We start from the raw sequence: 20,093 nt of genomic DNA, 5'->3' as shown, positions 1-20,093 counted from the left end.
CGCATCTTCGCATGCCATGTGTAGCTGTTGTGAAGGGGGATGCCCCTGTGCACCAAGGCCGTTATGCGAACGTCACTGCACGACCGTCGACCAGTCCGACGGCGACTGCGCCGGGTCGAGGGTGCGCAGCCGTTCGAGGGTGGCGGGTTTCTGCACGTCCATCCAGTCGGCCAGTTCCTTGAAGGACACGCACTTGACGTCCTTCTTGGTGCACACGTTCTCGATGACGTGGTCGACGGCGTTCATGTAGATGCCGCCGTTCCACTGCTCGAAGTGGTTGCCTATGAACAGGGGGGCCCGGCTGCCGTAGTAGACGCGGTTGAAGCCCGCCATGTAGGAGTCGATCGTCTGCTGCTGCCACTGGGGGTGCTTGGCCGGGTCGCCCTCGGTCTCACCGCCGGTCTGGTTGTAGAGGAAGTTGAAGTCCATGGACAGGGCCTGGTCCTCGCCGTACGGGAGCCCCTGCAGCGGGAAGTCCCAGAGGCCGTTCTTCTTCGTCGGCCAGATCTGGAAGCTGCCCGGGGAGGACGCGTCGTAGCGCCAGCCGTAGCTCTTGGCGGCCTTCAGCAGGTTCGGCTGACCCTCCAGGCAGGGGGCGCGGCCGCCGACGACCTCCTTGCGGAAGTCGAACGGCAGCGGATCCATCTCGGTGTAGCCGGTGTTGGTCTTCCACTTCTCCGCGAACTCGTAGAACTGGTCGATCTCGCTCTTCCACTCCTCGACGCTCCAGTCCTTGCCGCCCTTCGCGCCGCAGAAGTGGCCGTTGAAGTGGGTGCCGATCTCGTTGCCCTCCTCCCACGCCTTGCCGAGCTGTTCCACGGTGGTGCGGATGTGGTCGTCGGTGGGGTAGCTGATCGCCGCCGAGCCCTTGGAGTGCTGCGGCGGGCTGTAGAGGTCGGCCTTGCTCTTGGGCAGCAGGTAGATGCCCGTGAGGAAGAACGTCATGTGGGCGTTGTACTGCTTCGCCATCTTCCGGTAGTGCTGGAAGAGTTCGTCGTCGCCCGCGAGCGCGCCGTCCCAGGAGAAGACGACGAACTGGGGCGGCTTCTCACCCGGTTTGAGCGGCTCGGGCTTCAACTGGCCCTTCTGCGGGCCGGTGTACGAGGTGGACCTGTCCCCCAGCACCTTGGTCTTGCCGTCCCATTCCGGCTCCTTGGTGGCCGTCGCCGCCGTCTTCTTCTGTTCCCCCGAGGACGCGGTCGGCGCGGTGTTGTCCGTACGGTTCAGCACCAGGTACCCCGCCGTCAGGGAGGCGACGACGAGGAACGCCGCCAGGGTCAGGAACCCCGGATGGAAGGCGGCGGTGCGGCGCGGTGCCCGGGCCTTGCGGCGGCGGCCCGACGGTGACTTCATGTGCGGCTCATTCTCCAAACGGTGGGGGGTTGTGCTGCCCGGTCGGTGGTCAGCCGAGCGGGCCCATGGCACCGGACCAGATGCGGTAGGGGACGCTGTCGTCGGCGGTGCCGGCGACGCCCTTCAGCGGCAGAGGTTCGAGGCTCTTGGCCAGGTCGATGCGGTAGACGACGATCGCCGTGGAGACGGCCTTGTGCGTGCCGACGTACCAGGCGGCGGTGTCGTTCTGCGTGGTCCCGGCCTTCCCGGCCACCTCGGCGGTGGCGGACGCGGCGCCGGGGTGGGAGGTGCGGAAGGAGTCCGTGAGTGCGGAGGTGACCTCCTCGGCCACGTCGGCGCCGACCGCCCGGCGCGGGGTGGGCAGGTCCAGCGGGAGCTTGGTGCCGTTGCGGGTGATCTGCCGCACCGAGTACGGCTCGGTGTGCTTGCCGGCCGCGGCGAAGGTGGAGTAGCCGCTGGCCATGCGGATGGCGCTGGGCGTGGAGCTGCCCATGGACAGGGCGGGCACCTGGGCGCCGAGGCTGGAGGGCAGCAGTCCGGACGCCTCGGCGGTCGAGCGCACCTTGTCCAGGCCGGTGTCCATGCCGAGCTGCATGAACGGCGCGTTCACCGACAGCTCCAGCGCCCGGTGCAGGGAGATCGGCCCGTAGTCCTTGTCACCGTCGTTGTCGGCGGCCACCTTCTTGCCGCTGCGGTCCCAGTACGGCCCCTCCGGCGTGGTCACCAGCACGTCGTCGTTCCCGTTGTAGACGGACTCCCCGGTGACCGGGGTGGCCTCGCCGTCCCGGGTCTTGCGGATGCCGTGTTCCAGGCCGGCCGCGTACACGAACGGCATGAACGCCGAACCGGCCTGGACGGTGGTGGCGTTGGACTCGTTGTAGCCCTGCGTACGGTGGTCGGGGCCGCCGTAGACGGCGAGGATCCGGCCGTCGGCGGCCACCGAGGCGGCGCCGTAGTGGGCGGTCTTCGCGTTCTTCGGGTCGTCCTTCAGGGCCTTCCTGCGGGCCTTGGTGACGGCCTCGGTGAGCTGCTTCTCCCGCTTCTTGTCGAAGGTCGTGTAGATCTGGTAGCCGCCGAGGTCGAAGTCCTTGTCGGAGATCTGCGCGGCCTTCTTGGCGTACTGGGCGGCGAGTTCGACGAGGTAGTCGCTCTGCTCACCGGTGTTGTACAGCGGGTTGTTCCTGAGCGGGTCGGGGAACTTCTTGTACTTGGCCCGCTCGGACTTCGACAGCTTGCCGATGTCGACCATCCGGTCGAGGGTCCAGGACCAGCGCTCGACGGCCCTGGCGCGGTTGTCCTTGCTCAGGGTCGGGTCGTACAGGGCGGCGCCCTTGAGGAGGGAGGCGAGGAAGGCGGCCTCGCTGGCGTTGAGTTCGCTGACGTCCTTGCCGTAGTAGGCCTGGGCGGCGCGCTGGATGCCGTAGGTGCCGCGGCCGAACCAGCTGGTGTTGAGGTAGCCCTCCAGGATGTCGTCCTTGCTCATCTGGTTGTCCAGCTTGAGGGAGATCATCGCCTCGGTGAACTTGCGGCGCAGGGTCTGGTTCTGGTTCAGGTAGACGTTCTTGACGTACTGCTGGGTGATGGTGGAGCCGCCCTGGGTGTCGCCCTGGCCGAGCGTGCGGAACAGGGCGCGGCTGATGCCCTTGAAGGAGATGCCGGGGTCGCTGTAGAAGCTCGCGTTCTCGGCCGCGAGGACCGCCCAGCGGACGTCCTCGGGGATGTCCTTCAGCGGCATCGCCTGGCGCTGCACCCAGCCGGTGCGGGCCATGGGCGTGCCGTCGGACCAGAAGAAGACGTTGTCCTGCTGGGTGGCGTAGGAGTTGAGGTTCTGCGGGATGTCGGTGGCCGCGTAGGCGACGACCAGGAGCAGGCTGCTGAGGCCGAGGGAGGCCAGCACTCCCCCGAGCCACTGCCGCCAGGACGGTATCCAGCGCCGCCAGTCGGTGCGTCCCGGCCGCGGGTACTGCGGGCGCATCCGGCGGACGTACGGCGTGACACGTGCGACCAGCGGAGCCAGGACGGCGACGAGAGGTGCGATGCGGGGGCCGACGACGGCGGAGATCCGGGCGAAAAGGGAAGGGCGGGGAGCTCTGCGACCCTTACGACGGTTCTCCGCCGTCCGGGGTATTTCCTGACTGCCCGGTATACCCCCCTCGGGCACCCGCAGTTGCATGGTCTCGTCCGCCCTGAAAGAAGCGGGAACCTTCAACTGCATGGTGGCGTCCGGCTCTTGGGGCTCCTCCCCCTGCCCCGACTGGGTCACGATGTCTCCCTCCGCACTCCGTGTTGCTCGCGTAGGCAGACGTACAGACGTACGAGGGTCTGACATGGTTGCCGTGGGAACGGCTGCAAACCCTGAATCCCCCGACCTCGCGGTTCTTCGCGGCGCCCCTCAAATTACCAGCGCCCTTCGCAAGTTCTCCACATAAGAAATCGACAGAAGGAAACACTGTCGGAAGCCTGCGGCGTACTTCGGAAACGCCCTCCAATACCGGACTTTCGCGCCACTTCATGCGAAGAGGAGCGCCGGCGCCGTGCGGCGCACGGCCCCGCTCACCCGTACGACGGGGGACGGGGCCGTGCGGAGCCCTACTTGAGGTAGACGATCCCGTCGGTGGTGATCGTGGGACGCCCGGACGTGCCCACCACCACGATCTTGACCGTGTGCTGCGCACTGGAGGACCAGGTCTGCGTCCAGACCGCGTTCCGGTAGGCCTTCAGGGACGACTTCAGGTCGACGGTCGTGACCTTCCTGCCGTCGACGTAGACGTGCGCCTGGCCCGAGTTGGCGGCCCGCGAGACCACCCAGGCGACCGAGCGACCGGTGAAGGTCCAGGTCAGCGAGGCGTTCTTGGAGCCGCTGGAAAGGGACTTGCCCCCCAGGTAGCTGCCGGAGGACCTGGCCGTCCAGGTCCCGGACCTGGTGGCCGCGGTTTCCTGGAGGATCACCGGGGTGCCCGAGACGTCGGCGGTGCCGGTGTTGCCGGCCACGTCGTACGCCTCGAGGGACCAGGTGGTCGCGGCGCCGGAGGCGGCGGTGTGCCGGGCGCTCGTCACGGTCGGCCCGTAGGTCCCGGTGACCGGCGCGGTGAGGCGCACCTCCTTCAGGGCGACGGAGTCGGCCGCCTTCCAGTTCAGCGTGAGCGGGACGCTCGTGGTGCCCACGATGCCGGTACGCAGGGCCAGGTTCGGCGCGGTGGTGAACGTGGGGGCGGTGGTGTCCGCGATCACGGTGGCGGCCTCGGAGACCGACGTCCTGCCGGACTGGTGGACGGCCCTGACCCGCACCTGGTGGGTGCCGGCGGTCAGCGTCACCTCGGCGGAGGTCGCGCCGCCCTTGGCGGTGGCCGCCGGCTCACCGTCGACCAGCACCTCGTACGTGGAGATCAGCTCGGCCGGAGTCGTCGCCGACCAGTTCACCGTGACGGGGCCGTTGGTGTACGGGGTCGAGCCGACGACGGCCGTCCCGGTGACCGACGTGAGCGCGAGCCCGGAGACGGGACCGGCGGCATAGGCGCGGACCGTGTCGAGCGCGGCGTAGAACGCGTCACCGGGGCACAGGGTGTTGTAGCCGTCGCGGTGGCCGTGGATCGCCGGAAGCCTCAGCTCCTCTCCGGGGCCCCATGATCTGCCGGCGAGGTTCTGGCCCTCCACGGCGGTGGTGAGGGTGACGGTCGAGTCCGGGTCGACGCCGTACTGGCCGAGCTTCCACGCGGCGACCCGCGCCACCGAGGTCATCGCGGCCCGCGGAGGCGCGGAGTCGGTGTAGGTGCCCAGGACCGCTATGCCGGTGGTCTGGGAGTTGAAGCCGTAGGCGTGGGCCCCCACGACCGGAAGGCCGACGCCGCCCTTGCGGCCCTCGTACACCGTGCCGCACTTGTCCACGACGAAGTTGTAGCCGAGGTCCTTCCAGCCCAGCGCCGTCACGTCGTACGTGTAGACGGCGTTGATGATGGAGGGGGCCTCGGCGCAGGTGTACGTGTTGCTCTGGGCGGTGTGGTGGACCACCACGGCCTTGATCTTCCCGCCGGGCAGATAGGCCGGCGCCTCCGGGCTGAGCGACTCGTCCGCGCCCCATGCGGAGCGGGGCTCGATGTCGGGCTGCGGCACCGTGGACGGCGGGGCCGACGCGGACGCGGACGCCGAGGCGGACGGGCTCGCCGACTCACTGGGCGTCGCGCTCGGCGACGGCGGCTCCGAGGCCGACGGGGACTCGGAGGCCGACGCGGAGGCGGACGGCTCGGCGGTCGCCGGCTCCGGCTCCGGGGCGGACGGCTCCGCGGTGGTGCCGTCGCTCGCCTCGGGCGCCGTGGCTCCCGGGGAGGTCGCGGACTGCGAGGCGGTGGGATCGTCGCTTCCCTCGGCGACGAACGCGGCGGGCTCGATGCCGTCGCCGCCACCGGAAGCGCCGCGGGAACCGTCGGCGGTGCCGATCATGTCCAGGCGGAGGCCCTGCGGCAGCCGTGTCGCCGGCTTCCCGTTCACCCGCACCTCGACGCCGTCGGACGGCCCCACCCACGCGGGTTCGGTGCCGCCCCGGGCGGCGCCGCCGTTCTCCTCCGGGCCGTTGTCGCTGTCCAGGGTCAGCCAGTGCGACCACTTGCCCGAACCGACCGCCCTGGTGCGCACCTCGACCGTGCCGGACAGCGCGGCGAGGCCACCCCGCCACGTCACTCCGAGCATGCTGAAGGTCTCGGTGTCCCGCCGCCCCAGCGTCGCGGAGCCCCCGTCACCGCTCACCTTCAGCGCGGCCGACCGCACCTCGTTCCTGACCGGTCCGGGCCTGCTGTCGGCCCCGCCCCCGGTGGATCCCCCCATCACCCCCTGCGCCACCAACGTCCCGCACACACCCGCCGCGACGACCGCGCCCGTCCCCCACCGACGACGTACTCCCATACCGAACCGCGACCTTTCCCCGTGACGCGGAATCAGCTCCACCCGTGACGGGCACGGAGCCGGAACCGGCCACTCCCCCCGCTGAGACACCAAACGATCACTTATGTGATCTTCACGTAAAGATATCGGGGGAGTAAAGACGTGAAATCCCGTCATGTGCCTTCAAGGCCACACACGATCCCCGGGGGGCCTGGCGTGATCTGTGCCATAGGGGGTCGGGCGACGGCCGCCGCCACGGACGGCACAGGACCCCCGCCCCGCGAGCGCGTGACGTTAGCCTGTCCCCATGCCTCGCTACGAGTACCGCTGCCGGACCTGCGGCGACACCTTCGAACTGAACCGCCCGATGGCGGAGTCCTCCGCCCCCGCCGACTGCCCCGCCGGCCATGACGACACGGTGAAGCTTCTGTCGACGGTCGCCGTGGGCGGCACGGCGTCCGCCCCCGCGCCCAAGGCGGGCGGCGGGGGCGGCGGGGGGTGCTGTGGCGGGGGCTGCTGCGGCTGACGGCCCTGCGGCCGGGGAGCGGCCGGCGGGCTACTTCTCGCGGGCGCCCTTCAGGAACTCCCGCAGGATCCGCTCCCCCGCCAGGACACCCCGCTCGGGCAGGGCCGTGATCCGCGGTGCCGTCCAGGCGGCGTCGGCCAGCTCACCGTGGCCGGGCCGCCAGCCGCGGTCCGCGGCCAGCAGCAGATCGGCGTCGAGGAGGGAGTCGCCCGCCGCCAGCGTCAGTTCGGCGCCCGCCCGGCGGGCCACCTCGCGCACGGCCGCGCTCTTGGTCAGCGGCTTGGGCACGGCGTAGATCTTGCGGCCCTGCAAGGACACCGTCCAGCCGCGGTTCTCCGCCCACACCGCGAGCTCCTTCACCCACTCCTCCGGCAGCAACTCGCGCTCCACGACGAGGTAGGCGAACAGGTCCTCGGCGATCCGCTGCTTGCGCAGCCAGACCGGGTCGGCGAAGGCCGCCAGATGGGCCTGGACCTCCGCGAGCGGGGCGCACTCGTCGGCCAGCCGCGCGGTGACGGCCGCGTGCCAGTCCGGGTCGGACACCCCGTCGACCAGCAGATGGCCGCCGTTCGCGCAGATCGCGTAAGGGGGCGGCGGGCCCGGCAGGTTGATGCGCTGGTACTGCTTGCGCGTCCGGGTGGTCGTCGGCACGAACACCGCCGCGTCCCCGAGGTCGGTCAGCAGCTGCGCCGCCGTCTCCGTCATGTACGACAGCGGCCGGCTCTCGTGCACCTCCACGCACAGCAGCCGGGGCGCCCGCGCGTCCGGCATGGTCAGCGCGAGGGCCGCCGCGGAGTAGATGAGCGTACGGTCGAGGTCGCTCGCCACCATGACCGGCATCAGACCGTCACCGCCTTGCCGTCGGCGCCCGTCGCACCCCGCGTGTACCGCGGGTGGATCAGCCCCACACAGGTGTACGGCAGGTCGCCGACCTCCTCCACCGGTACCCCTCTCTGTCCGGCGAGCAGCCGGACGTGGTCCAGGTCGGCGCCCGCCCCGGCCCGCGCCAGGATCTTCCAGGGCACCCGGCGCAGCAGCACCCTCGTGGTCTCGCCGACGCCGGGCTTGACCAGGTTCACATCGTGGATGCCGTACTCCTCGCTGATGCGCTCGACCGCCGCCCAGCCCTCCCAGGTCGGCGTCCGGTCGCTCGCCAGCAGCTCCTTCACCGCGCCGTCGACCGCGTCCACGACCTCCGGGAAGCGGGCGGAGACAGCGTCCAGGAAGGCGTTGGAGACGTCCGCGCCGGCCAGCTCGCGGTAGAACTTCGCGCCGTGGAAGTCGTCGGGGCCGACCAGGTCCGCGCGCAGCACGGTCCGCGATATCAGGCCGGACACCGTGGAGTTGAGGCAGGCGGACGGGATGAGGAAGTCCTCCCGGGTGCCGTACGTCCGCACGCAGGAGCCCGGGTCGGCCAGCACGGCGATCTCCGGGTCGAAGCCGGCGGCGCCGCCCGCGGCCTCGAACTCCTCGATCGCCTCGGCCAGTTCACGGGTGATCGCGCCCTTGCCGGTCCAGCCGTCGACGAAGACGACGTCGCGCGGGTCGTGGTGCTCGGCCAGCCAGCGCAGCGCGTTGGCGTCGATGCCCCGGCCGCGCACGATGGAGACGGCGTAGTGCGGCAGGTCGAGGCCGTGCCGGTGCTGCGCCCAGCGGCGCATCAGCACCCCGATGGGGGTGCCGGCGCGGGCGAGGGAGACGAGGACGGGCCGGGGCGAGCGTTCCGCGATCACGATCTCCGTCACCGCGCCCACCGCCCGCGCCAGCCGCGCCGCGGACGTCTCCAGGGCCGAGTGGAACAGCTCCTGGTACTGCTCGCTCGGCTGGTACTCCACCGGCAGCGACTCCGCGTAGTGCGCGCCGCCGCTCTGGATGGCCTCCTCGCGCTCCTCGGTCGGCGCCTCCAGCGTCACGTCCGAGAGGTCCTGGAGCAGCCAGCCGACCTCCTCCGGCGCGTACGAGGAGAAGGCGGGACCGCGGAGGGGCTCGGGCAGCATGGCGGATCTTTCTCCAGACAGGGCGGCCGCGTACAGCGGCTCGGGGACGTACGACGGCACGACCGCGAGGACGACATGCGGGGTGTGGGCGGCGAGCTGGGCCAGAAGGCCGTCGGGGGCGTGCAGTTCCCCGGTGTCGGCCACGGAGTCCACGACGGCGACGACGGCGTCGAAGCCGCCGCCCGCGACGTTGTAGGCGTACCGCTCGCCCGGGCCGTCGGCGGGCTCGTCGTGGGCGGGGAAGACGAGGCGGCTGCGTATCGCGTACCCGGGATCGTCGACCGCGAGCACGGGCGAGCGGGTGGTGGTCGAGTAGCGCACCTCGGCCCCCACGACCTGCTCCAGCTCCCGCGCCAGCCGCAGCGGCGCGTACATCAGCTCCTCGAACCCGAGGACGAGGACGCTCCGCGCGTCGGTGGGGAGCGTCTCCGCGAGGCGGGCCGCCATGGCGGGGAGGGCGCCTTCGAGGCGGGTGCGGTGCGCGGGGGTGAAGCCGTGCCGGCCGCCGTCGGGGAGGTTGCGGGGCCAGCGCAGGTCGACGCGGGTGAGGTGACCGTGGGGTCGCGTCTGCCGGGTGCGCTCGTCCTCCGGGTGCGGGCCGTCGGTGGCCGGTCGCGCCCCGTGGCGGAGCCGCGTGTCGACACCGCCCGGCGCTCCCGGGTGGGTGGACTCGTACCGCGCCACCAGGTCCTGCCCCTTCTCCAGCACGCCCTCCGGCAGGATCACCGTGCCCGAGGCGGCCGCCACCAGGTCGACGCGGGCGCCGATCTCGCGGGCGAAGTCCCGCAGCCGCCCCGCGTCCGCCGCGGACCGCATGTCGACCAGGGCGACCACCACGTACCGCCGTCGCGGGTACCGCTCGTGCAGGTCCCGGACGGTGTTCAGCACCGTGTTCCCCGTCGAGAACTCGTCGTCGACCAGGACCAGCGGGCCGTCGCCGACCAGCAGTGCCGGATCCTCGGGCAGCAGCAGGTGGGAGGTGGCGTGCGAGTGGGACTCCTCGAAGCCGCCGGCGGGCGCGACGCCGGGGACCGGGCGGCGGGTGGAGTGCAGGTAGGGGGCTGAGCCGAGGCCGTCGGCGACGGAGTGGCCGAGGCCGGTGGCGGTCTCCGCGTAGCCGAGGACGACCGCCCGCTCGGCCTCCTCACCGAGCAGCTCGCGCACCCGGCGGCCCAGGGCGAAGCCGTAGCCGTAGACCACGGACGGCGACTGCGGGACGTGCTTGCCCAGGACGTGGGAGACGAGCAGATGGGCCCGTTTGGGGTTGCGGCGCAGGGCCAGCCCCAGCAGGTCCCTCAGTTCGTCGTCGCCCACGAGCTGGACCCCGAGCCGCTCCGCGACCCAACTCCCGGACCAGACCCCGTTGTTCACTGCGTTGTTCATGCGTCCCTAGGTAGTGAAGTGGCTCAGCCGGGGATGCCCGCGGCGAGCAGGTCGACGAAGCTGACGTCCTCGTGCGCGACGCCGAAGACCTCCGCGCGCAGCATGGTCCGCTCGGCCCAGGCGCGGTGCGGCTTCACCTCGTTCATCTTGTTCGTGTACGCCGACCGCAGCACTCCCCCGCCGCCGCGCTCCGGCCGCAGGATGTCCGCCGCGTCGCTGTACTCCTCGTGGCTGACGACGGACAGCGCGTGCACCGCCGGGACGTGCGAGGGGTGTATGCAGGTCTTGCCGAGCAGGCCGTTGGCGTGGTCGAGGGAGATCTCGCGCAACAGTCCGTCCATCGCGTGCTCGATCAGCTTCTCACGCAGTTCCACGGCCTGTCCCTCCAGGAAGGGGCTGTGCCGCAGCATCGGCTTGAACATGCGCTCCGGGACCCGGAAGTACTCCCACACCGGCCCGGTCACCGTGAACCCGGTGCCGTCGGCCCGCCCCAGCATGTTCACCACGTCCGCGATCACGGAGGCGACGATCTGCACGTCGTAGGCGGTCATGTCGGGGGCCCGGCGCAGGCCGTACGAGGAGCAGAAGTCGGTCACGCCGAGGCGCAGCGCGAGGACCCGGCTGCGGTACTTCTCGACCGCGCGGGCGATGCCCTCGAGGGCCTCCACCCGCGACTCCCGGTACATCAGCTCGGGTGTCTCCAGCACGGGCATGCCGAACAGCCGCCGGCCGCTCGCCACCTCGGCGCCCGTCAGGGCCTCCAGGAACGGGATGCCGCGTTCCTCGGTGAACTTCGGGAACACGAACCCGCTCAGCAGCCGCACCGTCGGGCCGAGGCGCCGGACCAGGTCGGGGATCTGCTCGGGCGTGCGGACCCGGATGAAGAGCAGCGGCAGCTGCAGACCGGGGCGGGCGGCCAGGTCGACGAACTGGCGGACGAGGTTGTCCTCACCCTCCGCCACGTCCTCGTCACCGATGGAGTCCTCCAGGCACAACACCATCGACACCACGCCGCGCTCGGTCTGCTTGACGATGTCGTCGGCCAGCCGGGGCCGGGTGGCCGGGCTGTAGAGCGTGGCGCCCAGGGCCGCGGAGAGCAGCCGGGCCGGGGAGTCCGCGTCGAACTCGCACGGCTCCCGGTGGAAGAGGCGCTCCCGCACCTCAGGGGCGAGGTGCCCGAAATGACGCATAAAACTCCCCCGTGGGCGCAAGGTAAGGCTGTGGATTTCGGCAAGAGGTGGCCGGTAATAGTACGTAGGGACCTGTGTCAGGGGTTCCCACCGGTCATGAATTTCAGGTAACGGGCACAAGCACAGCCAAGCACGGGCAAGCTCAGCCGAGATCGGGCGGGGACAGCGAACCCGGCTGTGGCGGTTGCCGTGTTCCTCGTGTACCCCGCGTTGTCGTGAGCAGAACCGAGAGGGCAGGATGACCGCATGACGCACGCGATGCTGAAGGGGTCGAACGTCCCGCTGAAAGCCACCACGGTGCGCGCCGTGCTGCGCTGGACACCCGGGCAGGGGGTCCCGGACGTCGATGCCTCCGCGCTTCTCCTCGGTCCCGACGGTCGTGTGCGCTCCGACGAGGACTTCGTCTTCTACAACCAGCCCCGGCACCCCTCCGGGAAGGTCTGGCGGCTCGGCAAGAAGCGGGGCGCCGAGGGCCTCACCGACACCATCCAGACGGATCTGGCCGGTGTCGAGTCCGGAGTCAGCCGGATTCTCCTGGTCGCTTCGGCGGACGGCGTCGCCTTCGACCGCGTACGGTCCCTCAGCATCCTGCTGTACGACGCGACGGTCGCCGACGGGGAGCCGCTGGCCACCTTCGACATCCGCCCGGAGACGGGCGAGGAGACGGCCCTGATCTGCGGCGAGCTGTACCGCCGTGGCGAGGGCTGGAAGTTCCGCGCGCTCGGCGAGGGCTACTCCAACGGCCTCAAGGGCCTGGCGACCGACTTCGGCATCTCGGTCGACGAGTCGGAGGAGGCGGCGGCGCAGGCTCCCGAGCCCACGCCCAGCCTCTCCCAGCCCCTCCCCCCGGAGCAGCCGACCTCGGCGGTCCCCCAGCAGCCCGCCGCGTCCTACGGCTATCCGGCGAACCTCCCGACGTACGGCTACGGCTACCCGGACGCGCAGCCGGCGGGGGCGCCCGCCCAGGAGTTCCGCATGCCGCCGCAGGGGCCGCAGTTCATCGGACGGTAGCGGGGTTCCGGCGGCGGCGCGGGCGCCGCCGCTACCGCTCGACCTTCGTCTTGTAGCCCCGACCCCACTGCAGCCCCCACCCGTACAGCCGGTCCAGCTCCGCCTGGAACCCGTACACGAACCGCACCTCGCGCCGTACCAGCAGCTCCCCCTTCACGTTCTCGATCATCACCACGGCACACGACCGGGCCTGGGGGTGGCGCTCGTCGAGACCGATCTCGATCCGCGGCCCGTTGCTCGGATACAGCGTGACGATGGCGTGGGTACGGTCGAACGCCGGTGTCTGGTCGTAGATGTAGACGAACACCAGCAGTCGTTTGATGGCGTCCCGGTGGTCGAGGTTGACGTACATCGTCTCACCGGACCCCGACCCGAACCGGTCGTCCCCGGTGAGCTTCACGTACGGCGGCGCGTTGACGTCGCCGAGCAGCCCGCCCAGCGGCTGTACGACGCCCTTGCTGCCGTCGGCCAGCTCGTACAGGCAGCCCAGGTCGAGGTCGACGTTGACCATGCTCTGGCTGTGCCCGATGACCTCCGGCGGACGCAGCGCCTTGAAGGGGTGTCGCAGCAGACTCTCCCGCTGGGTGCCGCCGATGTCGGAGGTGCGCATCCGCCAGGTCAGGTTGACGCGCAGGTGCCCGGTGGCCGCGTCCTGCTTGGTGAGCGAGACCTGGCTGTGCCGTTTGGTCAGCTCGATCGCGTTGGTCGCCGCGCTGCCCGAGTCGAAGTCCGCGGCCCGGCCGGGCCGGAGTCCGTCGAAGAAGCCCATTCCCGCCCCCAGGTTCACTGAAAAAGACCGGCGGGGCGGCCCGAGGACACGTCCTCGACGGCCGCCCCGCACAGAGCGTTCCTCACTCGGAAGCTGATCACACCCCGGAGGAGACCTCAGTCTTCTCGTCGGAGTCCGCTGTTCCCTCGGCCGCCGCCAGGGCCTTGTTGCGGCGGACGGAGGACCAGAAGGACCAGCCGATCAGGACGACGCCGACGAGACCGGTGATGATCTCGTTGATCTCGTACTGGATGGTGACGAGCAGGATCACGGAGAGGGCGCCGATCGCGTAGTGCGCGCCGTGCTCCAGGTAGACGTAGTCGTCGAGGGTGCCCTGGCGGACCAGGTACACGGTGAGCGACCGGACGTACATGGCGCCGATGCCGAGGCCGAGGGCCATCAGCACGATGTCGTTGGTGATGGCGAAGGCGCCGATGACACCGTCGAAGGAGAAGGAGGCGTCCAGGACCTCGAGGTAGAGGAACATGAAGAACGCGGCCTTGCCGGCCAGGACGACCGCGGAGCGGGGCTTGCCCGCGCGCTCGGCCTCTTCCTCCGCCTCGTGCTCGCGCTCCTCCTGCTCTTCCAGCCGGTCCTCGAAGAAGCCGGAGAGTCCGCCCACGATCATGTAGGTGATCAGACCCGCGATACCGGAGATCAGGACGGTCTCCGCCTTGTCGGCGTGCGTGCCGCCGTGCTGGTGGGCGTGGGTGGCGAAGGTCATGGAGGAGATCAGCAGGACGATCAGCGCGATGCAGACCGACAGCATGTCGACCTTGCCGAGCTTGGCCAGGGGCCGCTCCAGCCAGCCCAGCCACTTGATGTCACGGTCCTCGAAGATGAAGTCGAGGAAGATCATCAGCAGGAACATGCCGCCGAAGGCGGCGATCGACGGGTGGGCATCCGTCACCAGCTGCTGGTAGCGGTCCTTGTCGGTGAGGGCGAGGTCGACGGCCTCGATCGGGCCCATCGAGGCGCTGACGGCGACGATGACGACGGGGAAGACCAGTCGCATGCCGAAAACGGCGATGAGAATGCCGACGGTGAGGAAGATCTTCTGCCAGAAGGCACTCATCTTCTTCAGGATGCCGGCGTTGACGACTGCGTTGTCGAAGGACAGCGAGATCTCGAGGATGGAGAGGATCGCCACGATACCGAAAGCGGTCCACCCCCCGTAGAAGACCGCTGCGACGAGGCCGAGCGCGGTGACCGCGAACGACCAGCCGAAGGTTTTCAGAACCACTGGCTACCCAATCCTGTATGTACGGGTCTCCCCCGCGCCGTACTCGGCTTTACGAAACTTTGAAGCCGAAGTCTAGTCGGCCCCCCTTCACACCCCACGCGGCCCCGACTTTTGCTCATATAGCGTTATGAGACGCTGACACCGAAGTCCAGTGCGATGCCCCTGAGGCCCGACGCGTACCCCTGTCCGACCGCACGGAACTTCCATTCGCCCTGGTAGCGGTAGAGCTCGCCGAAGATCATGGCCGTTTCGGTGGAGGCGTCCTCGCTCAGGTCGTAGCGGGCGAGTTCCTGGCCGTCGGCCTGGTTGACGACCCGGATGAAGGCGTTGCTGACCTGGCCGAAGGTCTGGCCGCGCTCGTCGGCCATGTGGATCGAGACGGGGAAGACGATCTTGTCGCACCGGTCCGGGACCTTGGACAGGTCGACCATGAGCGACTCGTCGTCGCCGTCGCCCTCGCCGGTGAGGTTGTCACCGGTGTGCTCGACCGAGCCGTCGGGGCTCTTGAGCTGGTTGTAGAAGACGAACCACTCGTCCCCGAGGACCCGCCCGCCGTTGCACAGCAGGGCGCTGGCGTCGAGGTCGAAGGGGGCTCCGGTGGTGGAGCGCGCGTCCCAGCCGAGGCCGACCATCACCTGAGTGAGGTTCGGCGCGACCTTGGACAGGGAGACGTTTCCTCCCTTGGCGAGCGTGACGCCCATGATGCTGTCCTCCCCTGGGTCTTGCTTCTTCGGTTGTCCTGCGCGTCCGGCGCCGCCCGTAAACAGTGCGGCGCCGGACGCGGGGGCCGTCACGCTCAGACGTTGACGCCGAAGTCCTGCGCGATGCCGCGCAGGCCCGACGCGTACCCCTGGCCGATGGCGCGGAACTTCCACTCCGCGCCGTGCCGGTACAGCTCGCCGAAGACCATCGCGGTCTCCGTCGAGGCGTCCTCGCTGAGGTCGTAGCGGGCGATCTCGGCGCCGCCGGCCTGGTTGACGACGCGGATGAACGCGTTGCGCACCTGGCCGAAGGACTGCTGGCGGTTCTCGGCGTCGTAGATCGACACCGGGAAGACGATCTTGTCGACGTCGGCGGGGACGCCGGCGAGGTTGACCTTGATCTGCTCGTCGTCGCCCTCGCCCTCACCGGTGAGGTTGTCACCGGTGTGCTCGACCGAGCCGTCGGGGCTCTTGAGGTTGTTGAAGAAGACGAAGTGCTGGTCGCTGGCGACCTTGCCCGAGTTGTTCAGCAGCAGCGCGCTCGCGTCCAGGTCGAAGTCGGTGCCGGTCGTGGTGCGCACGTCCCACCCCAGACCGACGATGACCGCGGTCAGGCCCGGGGCCTCCTTGGTCAGCGAAACGTTGCCGCCCTTGCTGAGGCTGACTCCCACGAGTCCTCCATTGGTGTCCTGGGGCGGGGAGCCCCGTCATGCGTTGGATATCGGATCAACGAGTCGATCCTAGTGACGGGTTCCCGCCGCTCGCAGGCCCTGGAGCCGAAGAATCACAGGGTGTCGGGATCGGTTCGGGAGCGGCCGGGATCAGAGGGCGTCGAGTGCCGAGACGTACTCGTTGAGGTCACGCGCGTCCGGCAGCGCGTTGACGACGGTCCAGCGCACGACGCCCTCCTTGTCGATGACGAAGGTGCCGCGCACCGCGCAGCCCTTGTCCTCGGCGAAGACGCCGTAGGCGCGGGAGACCTCGCCGTGCGGCCAGAAGTCGCTGAGCAGCGGGTACTCCAGGCCCTCCTGCTCGGCGAAGACGCGCAGGGTGTGGATGGAGTCGTTGGAGACGGCGAGCACCTGCGTGTCGCGGGCGGAGAACTTCGGCAGGTTGTCGCGCACCTCGCACAGCTCGCCGGTGCACACGCCGGTGAAGGCGAAGGGGTAGAAGAGCAGGACCACGTTCTTCGCGTGCCTGCCGCCCCGGAAGTCGGACAGCTTCACGGTGGCGCCGTGGTTGTCCTTGAGCTCGAAGTCGGGGGCCGTCTCGCCGACCTGGATCGCCATCGCTGTGGAACCCTTTCTGGGCTTCGCCGGAGCCGTTGCGGCATTCGGATGAGAAACACCCGGGACGCCGGGGACCACCCTACGCAGCGCTCAGGACGCACACGCGGGCGGGCCGATCGGGATCGGCCCGCCCGCGGCGATGAGACCGGGGTTCTACCTCGACGAGGTCACTTCTTGGACTTGGCGGCCTTGGGCGTCACCAGCCGGCTGCCGCTCCAGTCCTTGCCCACGCTGACGCTCTTGCTGGCCGACAGACCCGCCGTCGTCGCGGCTTCAGAGATGTCACTCGGTTCCACGTACCCCGTCCGGCCGGTCTTCGGCGTGAGGAGGAGGATCGAGCCGCCTTCTTCGATGTACGTGGTGGCGTCCACCAGCGCATCCGTCAGGTCGCCGTCCTCGTCGCGGAACCACAGCACCACGGCGTCGGCCACGTCGTCGTAGTCCTCGTCCACCAGGTCGCTGCCGATGACTTCCTCGATGGACTCGCGGAGCTCCTGGTCGACGTCGTCGTCGTAGCCGATCTCCTGGACCACCTGCTCGGGCTGGAACCCCAGCCTGACGGCAGGGCTCGTCCGCTCCTCCGCGTGGTCCGCGGTCGCGCTCACGGGTTGCCTCCTGATCATGTTTCGGGAATAACTCAGCCACGCGCGTGCGCGAAGCATTGGCCGTAGTCCACACGGGCGGGACGGATCGCGCAAGTACCCGGCGGTTCAGACCGCCGAAACGGTGACGATCCTGGCCGTGTCGACGCAACTCCAGGCATGCGATCCGCGCCTTCGGTGACGTACACCACACCTATCTGCCCTGTTTGTACGTTTGGGAACCGTTCATGGGTACGAGTTCCGAACAGATACCGGTTACCTCTCGGTAGAGATGACGTTTGGGCCCCCGAGGTACACGATGGGGAGCAGCCCCACACAGCCCCACCAGCCCTCTGACAGGTAAGGAACAGCGTGGCTTCCGGATCCGATCGCAACCCGATCATCATTGGCGGCCTTCCGAGTCAGGTTCCTGACTTCGATCCCGAGGAAACCCAGGAGTGGCTCGACTCCCTCGACGCCGCCATCGACGAGCGTGGCCGGGAGCGGGCCCGCTATCTCATGCTGCGCCTGATCGAGCGGGCCCGCGAGAAGCGCGTGGCCGTGCCCGAGATGCGCAGCACGGACTACGTCAACACCATCCCCACCAAGAGCGAGCCGTTCTTCCCCGGCAACGAGGAGATCGAGCGGAAGATCCTCAACGCGACCCGCTGGAACGCGGCCGTGATGGTCTCGCGCGCCCAGCGGCCGGGCATCGGCGTCGGCGGCCACATCGCCACCTTCGCCTCCTCCGCCTCGCTCTACGACGTGGGCTTCAACCACTTCTTCCGCGGCAAGGACGAGGGCGACGGCGGCGACCAGGTCTTCTTCCAGGGCCACGCCTCCCCGGGCATCTACGCGCGCGCGTTCCTGCTCGACCGGCTCGGTGAGCAGAACCTGGACGCGTTCCGCCAGGAGAAGTCGAAGGCGCCGTACGGGCTGTCCAGCTACCCGCACCCGCGGCTGATGCCGGACTTCTGGGAGTTCCCGACCGTGTCGATGGGCCTCGGGCCGATCGGCGCGATCTACCAGGCGCGGATGAACCGCTACATGCACGCGCGCGGGATCGCCGACACGTCGAAGTCGCACGTGTGGGCCTTCCTCGGGGACGGCGAGATGGACGAGCCGGAGTCGCTCGGCCAGCTGTCCATCGCCGCCCGCGAGGGCCTGGACAACCTGACCTTCGTCGTCAACTGCAACCTGCAGCGCCTGGACGGCCCGGTGCGCGGCAACGGCAAGGTCATCCAGGAGCTGGAGTCGGTCTTCCGGGGCGCCGGCTGGAACGTGATCAAGCTGATCTGGGACCGCACCTGGGACCCGCTGCTCGCGCAGGACCGCGACGGCATCCTCGTCAACAGGATGAACACCACCCCGGACGGGCAGTTCCAGACGTACGCCACCGAGTCCGGCGCCTACATCCGCGAGCACTTCTTCGGCGACGACCAGCGGCTGCGCGCGATGGTCGAGGGCATGACCGACGACCAGATCCTGCACCTGGGCCGCGGCGGTCACGACCACCGGAAGATCTACGCGGCGTACAAGGCGGCCAAGGAGCACCAGGGCCAGCCGACGGTGATCCTCGCCAAGACGATCAAGGGCTGGACGCTGGGCCCGAACTTCGAGGGCCGCAACGCCACGCACCAGATGAAGAAGCTGACGGTCGACGACCTCAAGCGCTTCCGCGACCGGCTGCACCTGCCGATCTCCGACAAGGAGCTGGAGTCCGGCGCGCCGCCGTACTACCACCCGGGCCGGGACTCGGAGGAGATCCAGTACATGCACGACCGGCGCAAGGGGCTCGGCGGATACGTCCCGACGCGGGTCGTGCGCGCCGAGCCGCTGCCGCTGCCGGACGAGAAGACGTACGCGACCGTGAAGAAGGGCTCCGGTCAGCAGTCGATCGCCACCACCATGGCGTTCGTCCGGCTACTGAAGGACCTCATGCGGGACAAGGAGCTCGGCAAGCGGTTCGTACTGATCGCGCCGGACGAGTACCGCACGTTCGGCATGGACTCGTTCTTCCCGAGCGCGAAGATCTACAACCCGCTGGGCCAGCAGTACGAGTCGGTCGACCGCGAACTGCTGCTCGCCTACAAGGAGTCGCCGACCGGGCAGATGCTGCACGACGGCATCTCCGAGGCCGGCTGCACGGCCTCGCTGATCGCGGCCGGCTCGGCGTACGCCACGCACGGCGAGCCGCTGATCCCGGTCTACGTCTTCTACTCGATGTTCGGCTTCCAGCGCACCGGCGACCAGTTCTGGCAGATGTCCGACCAGCTCGCGCGCGGCTTTGTCCTGGGCGCGACCGCCGGTCGTACGACCCTGACCGGTGAGGGTCTGCAGCACGCCGACGGCCACTCGCAGTTGCTCGCCTCGACGAACCCGGGCTGTGTCGCCTACGACCCGGCGTTCGGCTTCGAGATCGCGCACATCGTGCAGGACGGTCTGCGCCGCATGTACGGCGAGACCGCCGACGGCAAGCCGGGCGAGGACGTCTTCTACTACCTCACCGTCTACAACGAGCCCATCCAGCACCCGGCCGAGCCGGCGAACGTGGACGTCGAGGGCATCGTCAAGGGTGTCCACCGCTTCAGCGAGGGCACCTCCGGCTCCGTCCCGGCGCAGATCATCGCCTCGGGTGTCGCGGTGCCGTGGGCGGTCGAGGCCCAGAAGATCCTCGCCGAGGAGTGGAACGTGAAGGCCGACGTCTGGTCGGCGACCTCCTGGAACGAGCTGCGGCGCGAGGCCGTGGAGTGCGAGGAGCACAACCTGCTGCACCCGGAGGAGGAGCAGCGCGTGCCGTACGTGACGCGGAAGCTCGCCGGGGCCGAGGGGCCGTTCGTGGCCGTCTCCGACTGGATGCGGTCGGTGCCGGACCAGATCGCGCGCTGGGTGCCGGGGTCGTACCAGTCGCTGGGCGCGGACGGCTTCGGCTTCGCGGACACCCGTGGGGCGGCCCGCCGCTACTTCCACATCGACGCGCAGTCGATCGTGGTGGCGGTGCTGACCGAGCTGGCGAAGGAGGGCAAGGTCGACCGGTCCGCGCTGAAGCAGGCCGTCGACCGGTACCAGCTGCTGGACGTCGCGGCGGCTGACCCGGGAGCGGCGGGCGGCGACGCGTAACTCCCCCACTCTCGGCTCCGGTCGAGTACCGAGGGGCGGTGAGGTCATGGCCTCA

Annotated in this window: 15 protein-coding genes; 3 read left to right on the top strand and 12 right to left on the bottom strand. The window is 69.7% G+C overall.

All coding sequences use genetic code 11. The features are described 5' to 3' along the window. Positions 1–72: 72 nt before the first annotated feature. The 3 genes from ACPT94_RS04190 to ACPT94_RS04180 form a co-directional block, all read right to left on the bottom strand. A complete protein-coding gene (locus ACPT94_RS04190) occupies positions 73–1,353 on the bottom strand; it encodes a polysaccharide deacetylase family protein (RefSeq protein ID WP_425245129.1) in 1,281 nt (426 codons plus the stop codon). Between the two features lie 49 nt (positions 1,354–1,402). Next, entirely contained in the window at positions 1,403–3,568 is a 2,166-nt protein-coding gene (locus ACPT94_RS04185) for a transglycosylase domain-containing protein (protein WP_425245207.1), read from the bottom strand. 374 nt (positions 3,569–3,942) lie between these two features. Beyond that, positions 3,943–6,249, bottom strand: coding sequence for a peptidoglycan recognition protein family protein (locus tag ACPT94_RS04180; protein ID WP_425245128.1), 2,307 nt, complete (start codon positions 6,247–6,249; stop codon positions 3,943–3,945). A gap of 286 nt (positions 6,250–6,535) precedes the next feature. Here ACPT94_RS04180 and ACPT94_RS04175 point away from each other — a divergent pair, with 286 nt between their 5' ends. After that, positions 6,536–6,754: an FmdB family zinc ribbon protein gene (locus tag ACPT94_RS04175; RefSeq protein WP_360347906.1), complete on the top strand. Its 219-nt coding sequence runs from the start codon at positions 6,536–6,538 to the stop codon at positions 6,752–6,754. A 30-nt stretch (positions 6,755–6,784) separates the two neighbouring features. Here ACPT94_RS04175 and ACPT94_RS04170 read toward each other — a convergent pair whose 3' ends face one another. From ACPT94_RS04170 to ACPT94_RS04160, 3 genes are read right to left on the bottom strand one after another with little or no spacing between them, the layout of a single operon-like run. Further along, positions 6,785–7,594, bottom strand: a complete 810-nt coding sequence (locus ACPT94_RS04170) for an HAD family hydrolase (protein WP_360347903.1) — start codon at positions 7,592–7,594, stop codon at positions 6,785–6,787. After that, a complete protein-coding gene (locus ACPT94_RS04165; protein WP_425245127.1) occupies positions 7,594–10,134 on the bottom strand; it encodes a phosphoribosyltransferase in 2,541 nt (846 codons plus the stop codon). The genes ACPT94_RS04170 and ACPT94_RS04165 overlap by 1 nt, the downstream gene beginning before the upstream one ends. Before the next feature lie 23 nt (positions 10,135–10,157). Continuing rightward, on the bottom strand, positions 10,158–11,324 hold the full coding sequence (locus tag ACPT94_RS04160) for an HpcH/HpaI aldolase/citrate lyase family protein (RefSeq protein WP_425245126.1): 1,167 nt from the start codon (positions 11,322–11,324) through the stop codon (positions 10,158–10,160). Between the two features lie 246 nt (positions 11,325–11,570). On the opposite strand from ACPT94_RS04160, the gene ACPT94_RS04155 reads away from it, so the two are divergent. Then, a complete protein-coding gene (locus tag ACPT94_RS04155) occupies positions 11,571–12,335 on the top strand; it encodes a TerD family protein (RefSeq protein WP_425245125.1) in 765 nt (254 codons plus the stop codon). A gap of 31 nt (positions 12,336–12,366) precedes the next feature. Here the strand turns inward: ACPT94_RS04155 and ACPT94_RS04150 are convergent, their stop codons facing one another. From ACPT94_RS04150 to ACPT94_RS04125, 6 genes are all read right to left on the bottom strand, one after another. Further along, positions 12,367–13,104 (bottom strand): TerD family protein, encoded by a 738-nt coding sequence (locus tag ACPT94_RS04150; RefSeq protein WP_360347892.1) that lies wholly within the window; start codon positions 13,102–13,104, stop codon positions 12,367–12,369. 97 nt (positions 13,105–13,201) lie between these two features. Next, positions 13,202–14,347, bottom strand: coding sequence for a DUF475 domain-containing protein (locus ACPT94_RS04145; RefSeq protein WP_425245124.1), 1,146 nt, complete (start codon positions 14,345–14,347; stop codon positions 13,202–13,204). Between the two features lie 125 nt (positions 14,348–14,472). Continuing rightward, the gene (locus tag ACPT94_RS04140; protein WP_360347887.1) at positions 14,473–15,048 is read right to left on the bottom strand and encodes a TerD family protein; all 576 of its coding nucleotides are present in this window, start codon (positions 15,046–15,048) and stop codon (positions 14,473–14,475) included. 95 nt (positions 15,049–15,143) lie between these two features. Next, entirely contained in the window at positions 15,144–15,719 is a 576-nt protein-coding gene (locus ACPT94_RS04135; protein ID WP_360347884.1) for a calcium homeostasis/redox stress adaptation protein, read from the bottom strand. A gap of 150 nt (positions 15,720–15,869) precedes the next feature. Next, complete coding sequence (locus tag ACPT94_RS04130) at positions 15,870–16,337, bottom strand: peroxiredoxin (RefSeq protein ID WP_360347881.1); 468 nt, start codon at positions 16,335–16,337, stop codon at positions 15,870–15,872. A gap of 167 nt (positions 16,338–16,504) precedes the next feature. Further along, positions 16,505–16,942 (bottom strand): DUF3052 domain-containing protein, encoded by a 438-nt coding sequence (locus ACPT94_RS04125; RefSeq protein ID WP_167396176.1) that lies wholly within the window; start codon positions 16,940–16,942, stop codon positions 16,505–16,507. Between the two features lie 348 nt (positions 16,943–17,290). Here ACPT94_RS04125 and aceE point away from each other — a divergent pair, with 348 nt between their 5' ends. Further along, positions 17,291–20,038 (top strand): pyruvate dehydrogenase (acetyl-transferring), homodimeric type, encoded by a 2,748-nt coding sequence (gene aceE / locus ACPT94_RS04120; RefSeq protein ID WP_425245123.1) that lies wholly within the window; start codon positions 17,291–17,293, stop codon positions 20,036–20,038. Positions 20,039–20,093: the final 55 nt, after the last annotated feature.

Source organism: Streptomyces aurantiaciflavus, assembly GCF_049808595.1.
Taxonomy (GTDB): domain Bacteria; phylum Actinomycetota; class Actinomycetes; order Streptomycetales; family Streptomycetaceae; genus Streptomyces.
This window is presented reverse-complemented; position numbering and strand designations above follow the sequence as displayed.

What these genes read in the sequence shown, in the direction of transcription:
- ACPT94_RS04190 (WP_425245129.1), bottom strand. Translation starts at nt 1,353, where the DNA reads ATGAAGTCACCGTCGGGCCGCCGCCGCAAGGCCCGGGCACCGCGCCGC.
- ACPT94_RS04185 (WP_425245207.1), bottom strand. Translation starts at nt 3,568, where the DNA reads ATGCAGTTGAAGGTTCCCGCTTCTTTCAGGGCGGACGAGACCATGCAA.
- ACPT94_RS04180 (WP_425245128.1), bottom strand. Translation starts at nt 6,249, where the DNA reads ATGGGAGTACGTCGTCGGTGGGGGACGGGCGCGGTCGTCGCGGCGGGT.
- ACPT94_RS04175 (WP_360347906.1), top strand. Translation starts at nt 6,536, where the DNA reads ATGCCTCGCTACGAGTACCGCTGCCGGACCTGCGGCGACACCTTCGAA.
- ACPT94_RS04170 (WP_360347903.1), bottom strand. Translation starts at nt 7,594, where the DNA reads ATGCCGGTCATGGTGGCGAGCGACCTCGACCGTACGCTCATCTACTCC.
- ACPT94_RS04165 (WP_425245127.1), bottom strand. Translation starts at nt 10,134, where the DNA reads ATGAACAACGCAGTGAACAACGGGGTCTGGTCCGGGAGTTGGGTCGCG.
- ACPT94_RS04160 (WP_425245126.1), bottom strand. Translation starts at nt 11,324, where the DNA reads ATGCGTCATTTCGGGCACCTCGCCCCTGAGGTGCGGGAGCGCCTCTTC.
- ACPT94_RS04155 (WP_425245125.1), top strand. Translation starts at nt 11,571, where the DNA reads ATGACGCACGCGATGCTGAAGGGGTCGAACGTCCCGCTGAAAGCCACC.
- ACPT94_RS04150 (WP_360347892.1), bottom strand. Translation starts at nt 13,104, where the DNA reads ATGGGCTTCTTCGACGGACTCCGGCCCGGCCGGGCCGCGGACTTCGAC.
- ACPT94_RS04140 (WP_360347887.1), bottom strand. Translation starts at nt 15,048, where the DNA reads ATGGGCGTCACGCTCGCCAAGGGAGGAAACGTCTCCCTGTCCAAGGTC.
- ACPT94_RS04130 (WP_360347881.1), bottom strand. Translation starts at nt 16,337, where the DNA reads ATGGCGATCCAGGTCGGCGAGACGGCCCCCGACTTCGAGCTCAAGGAC.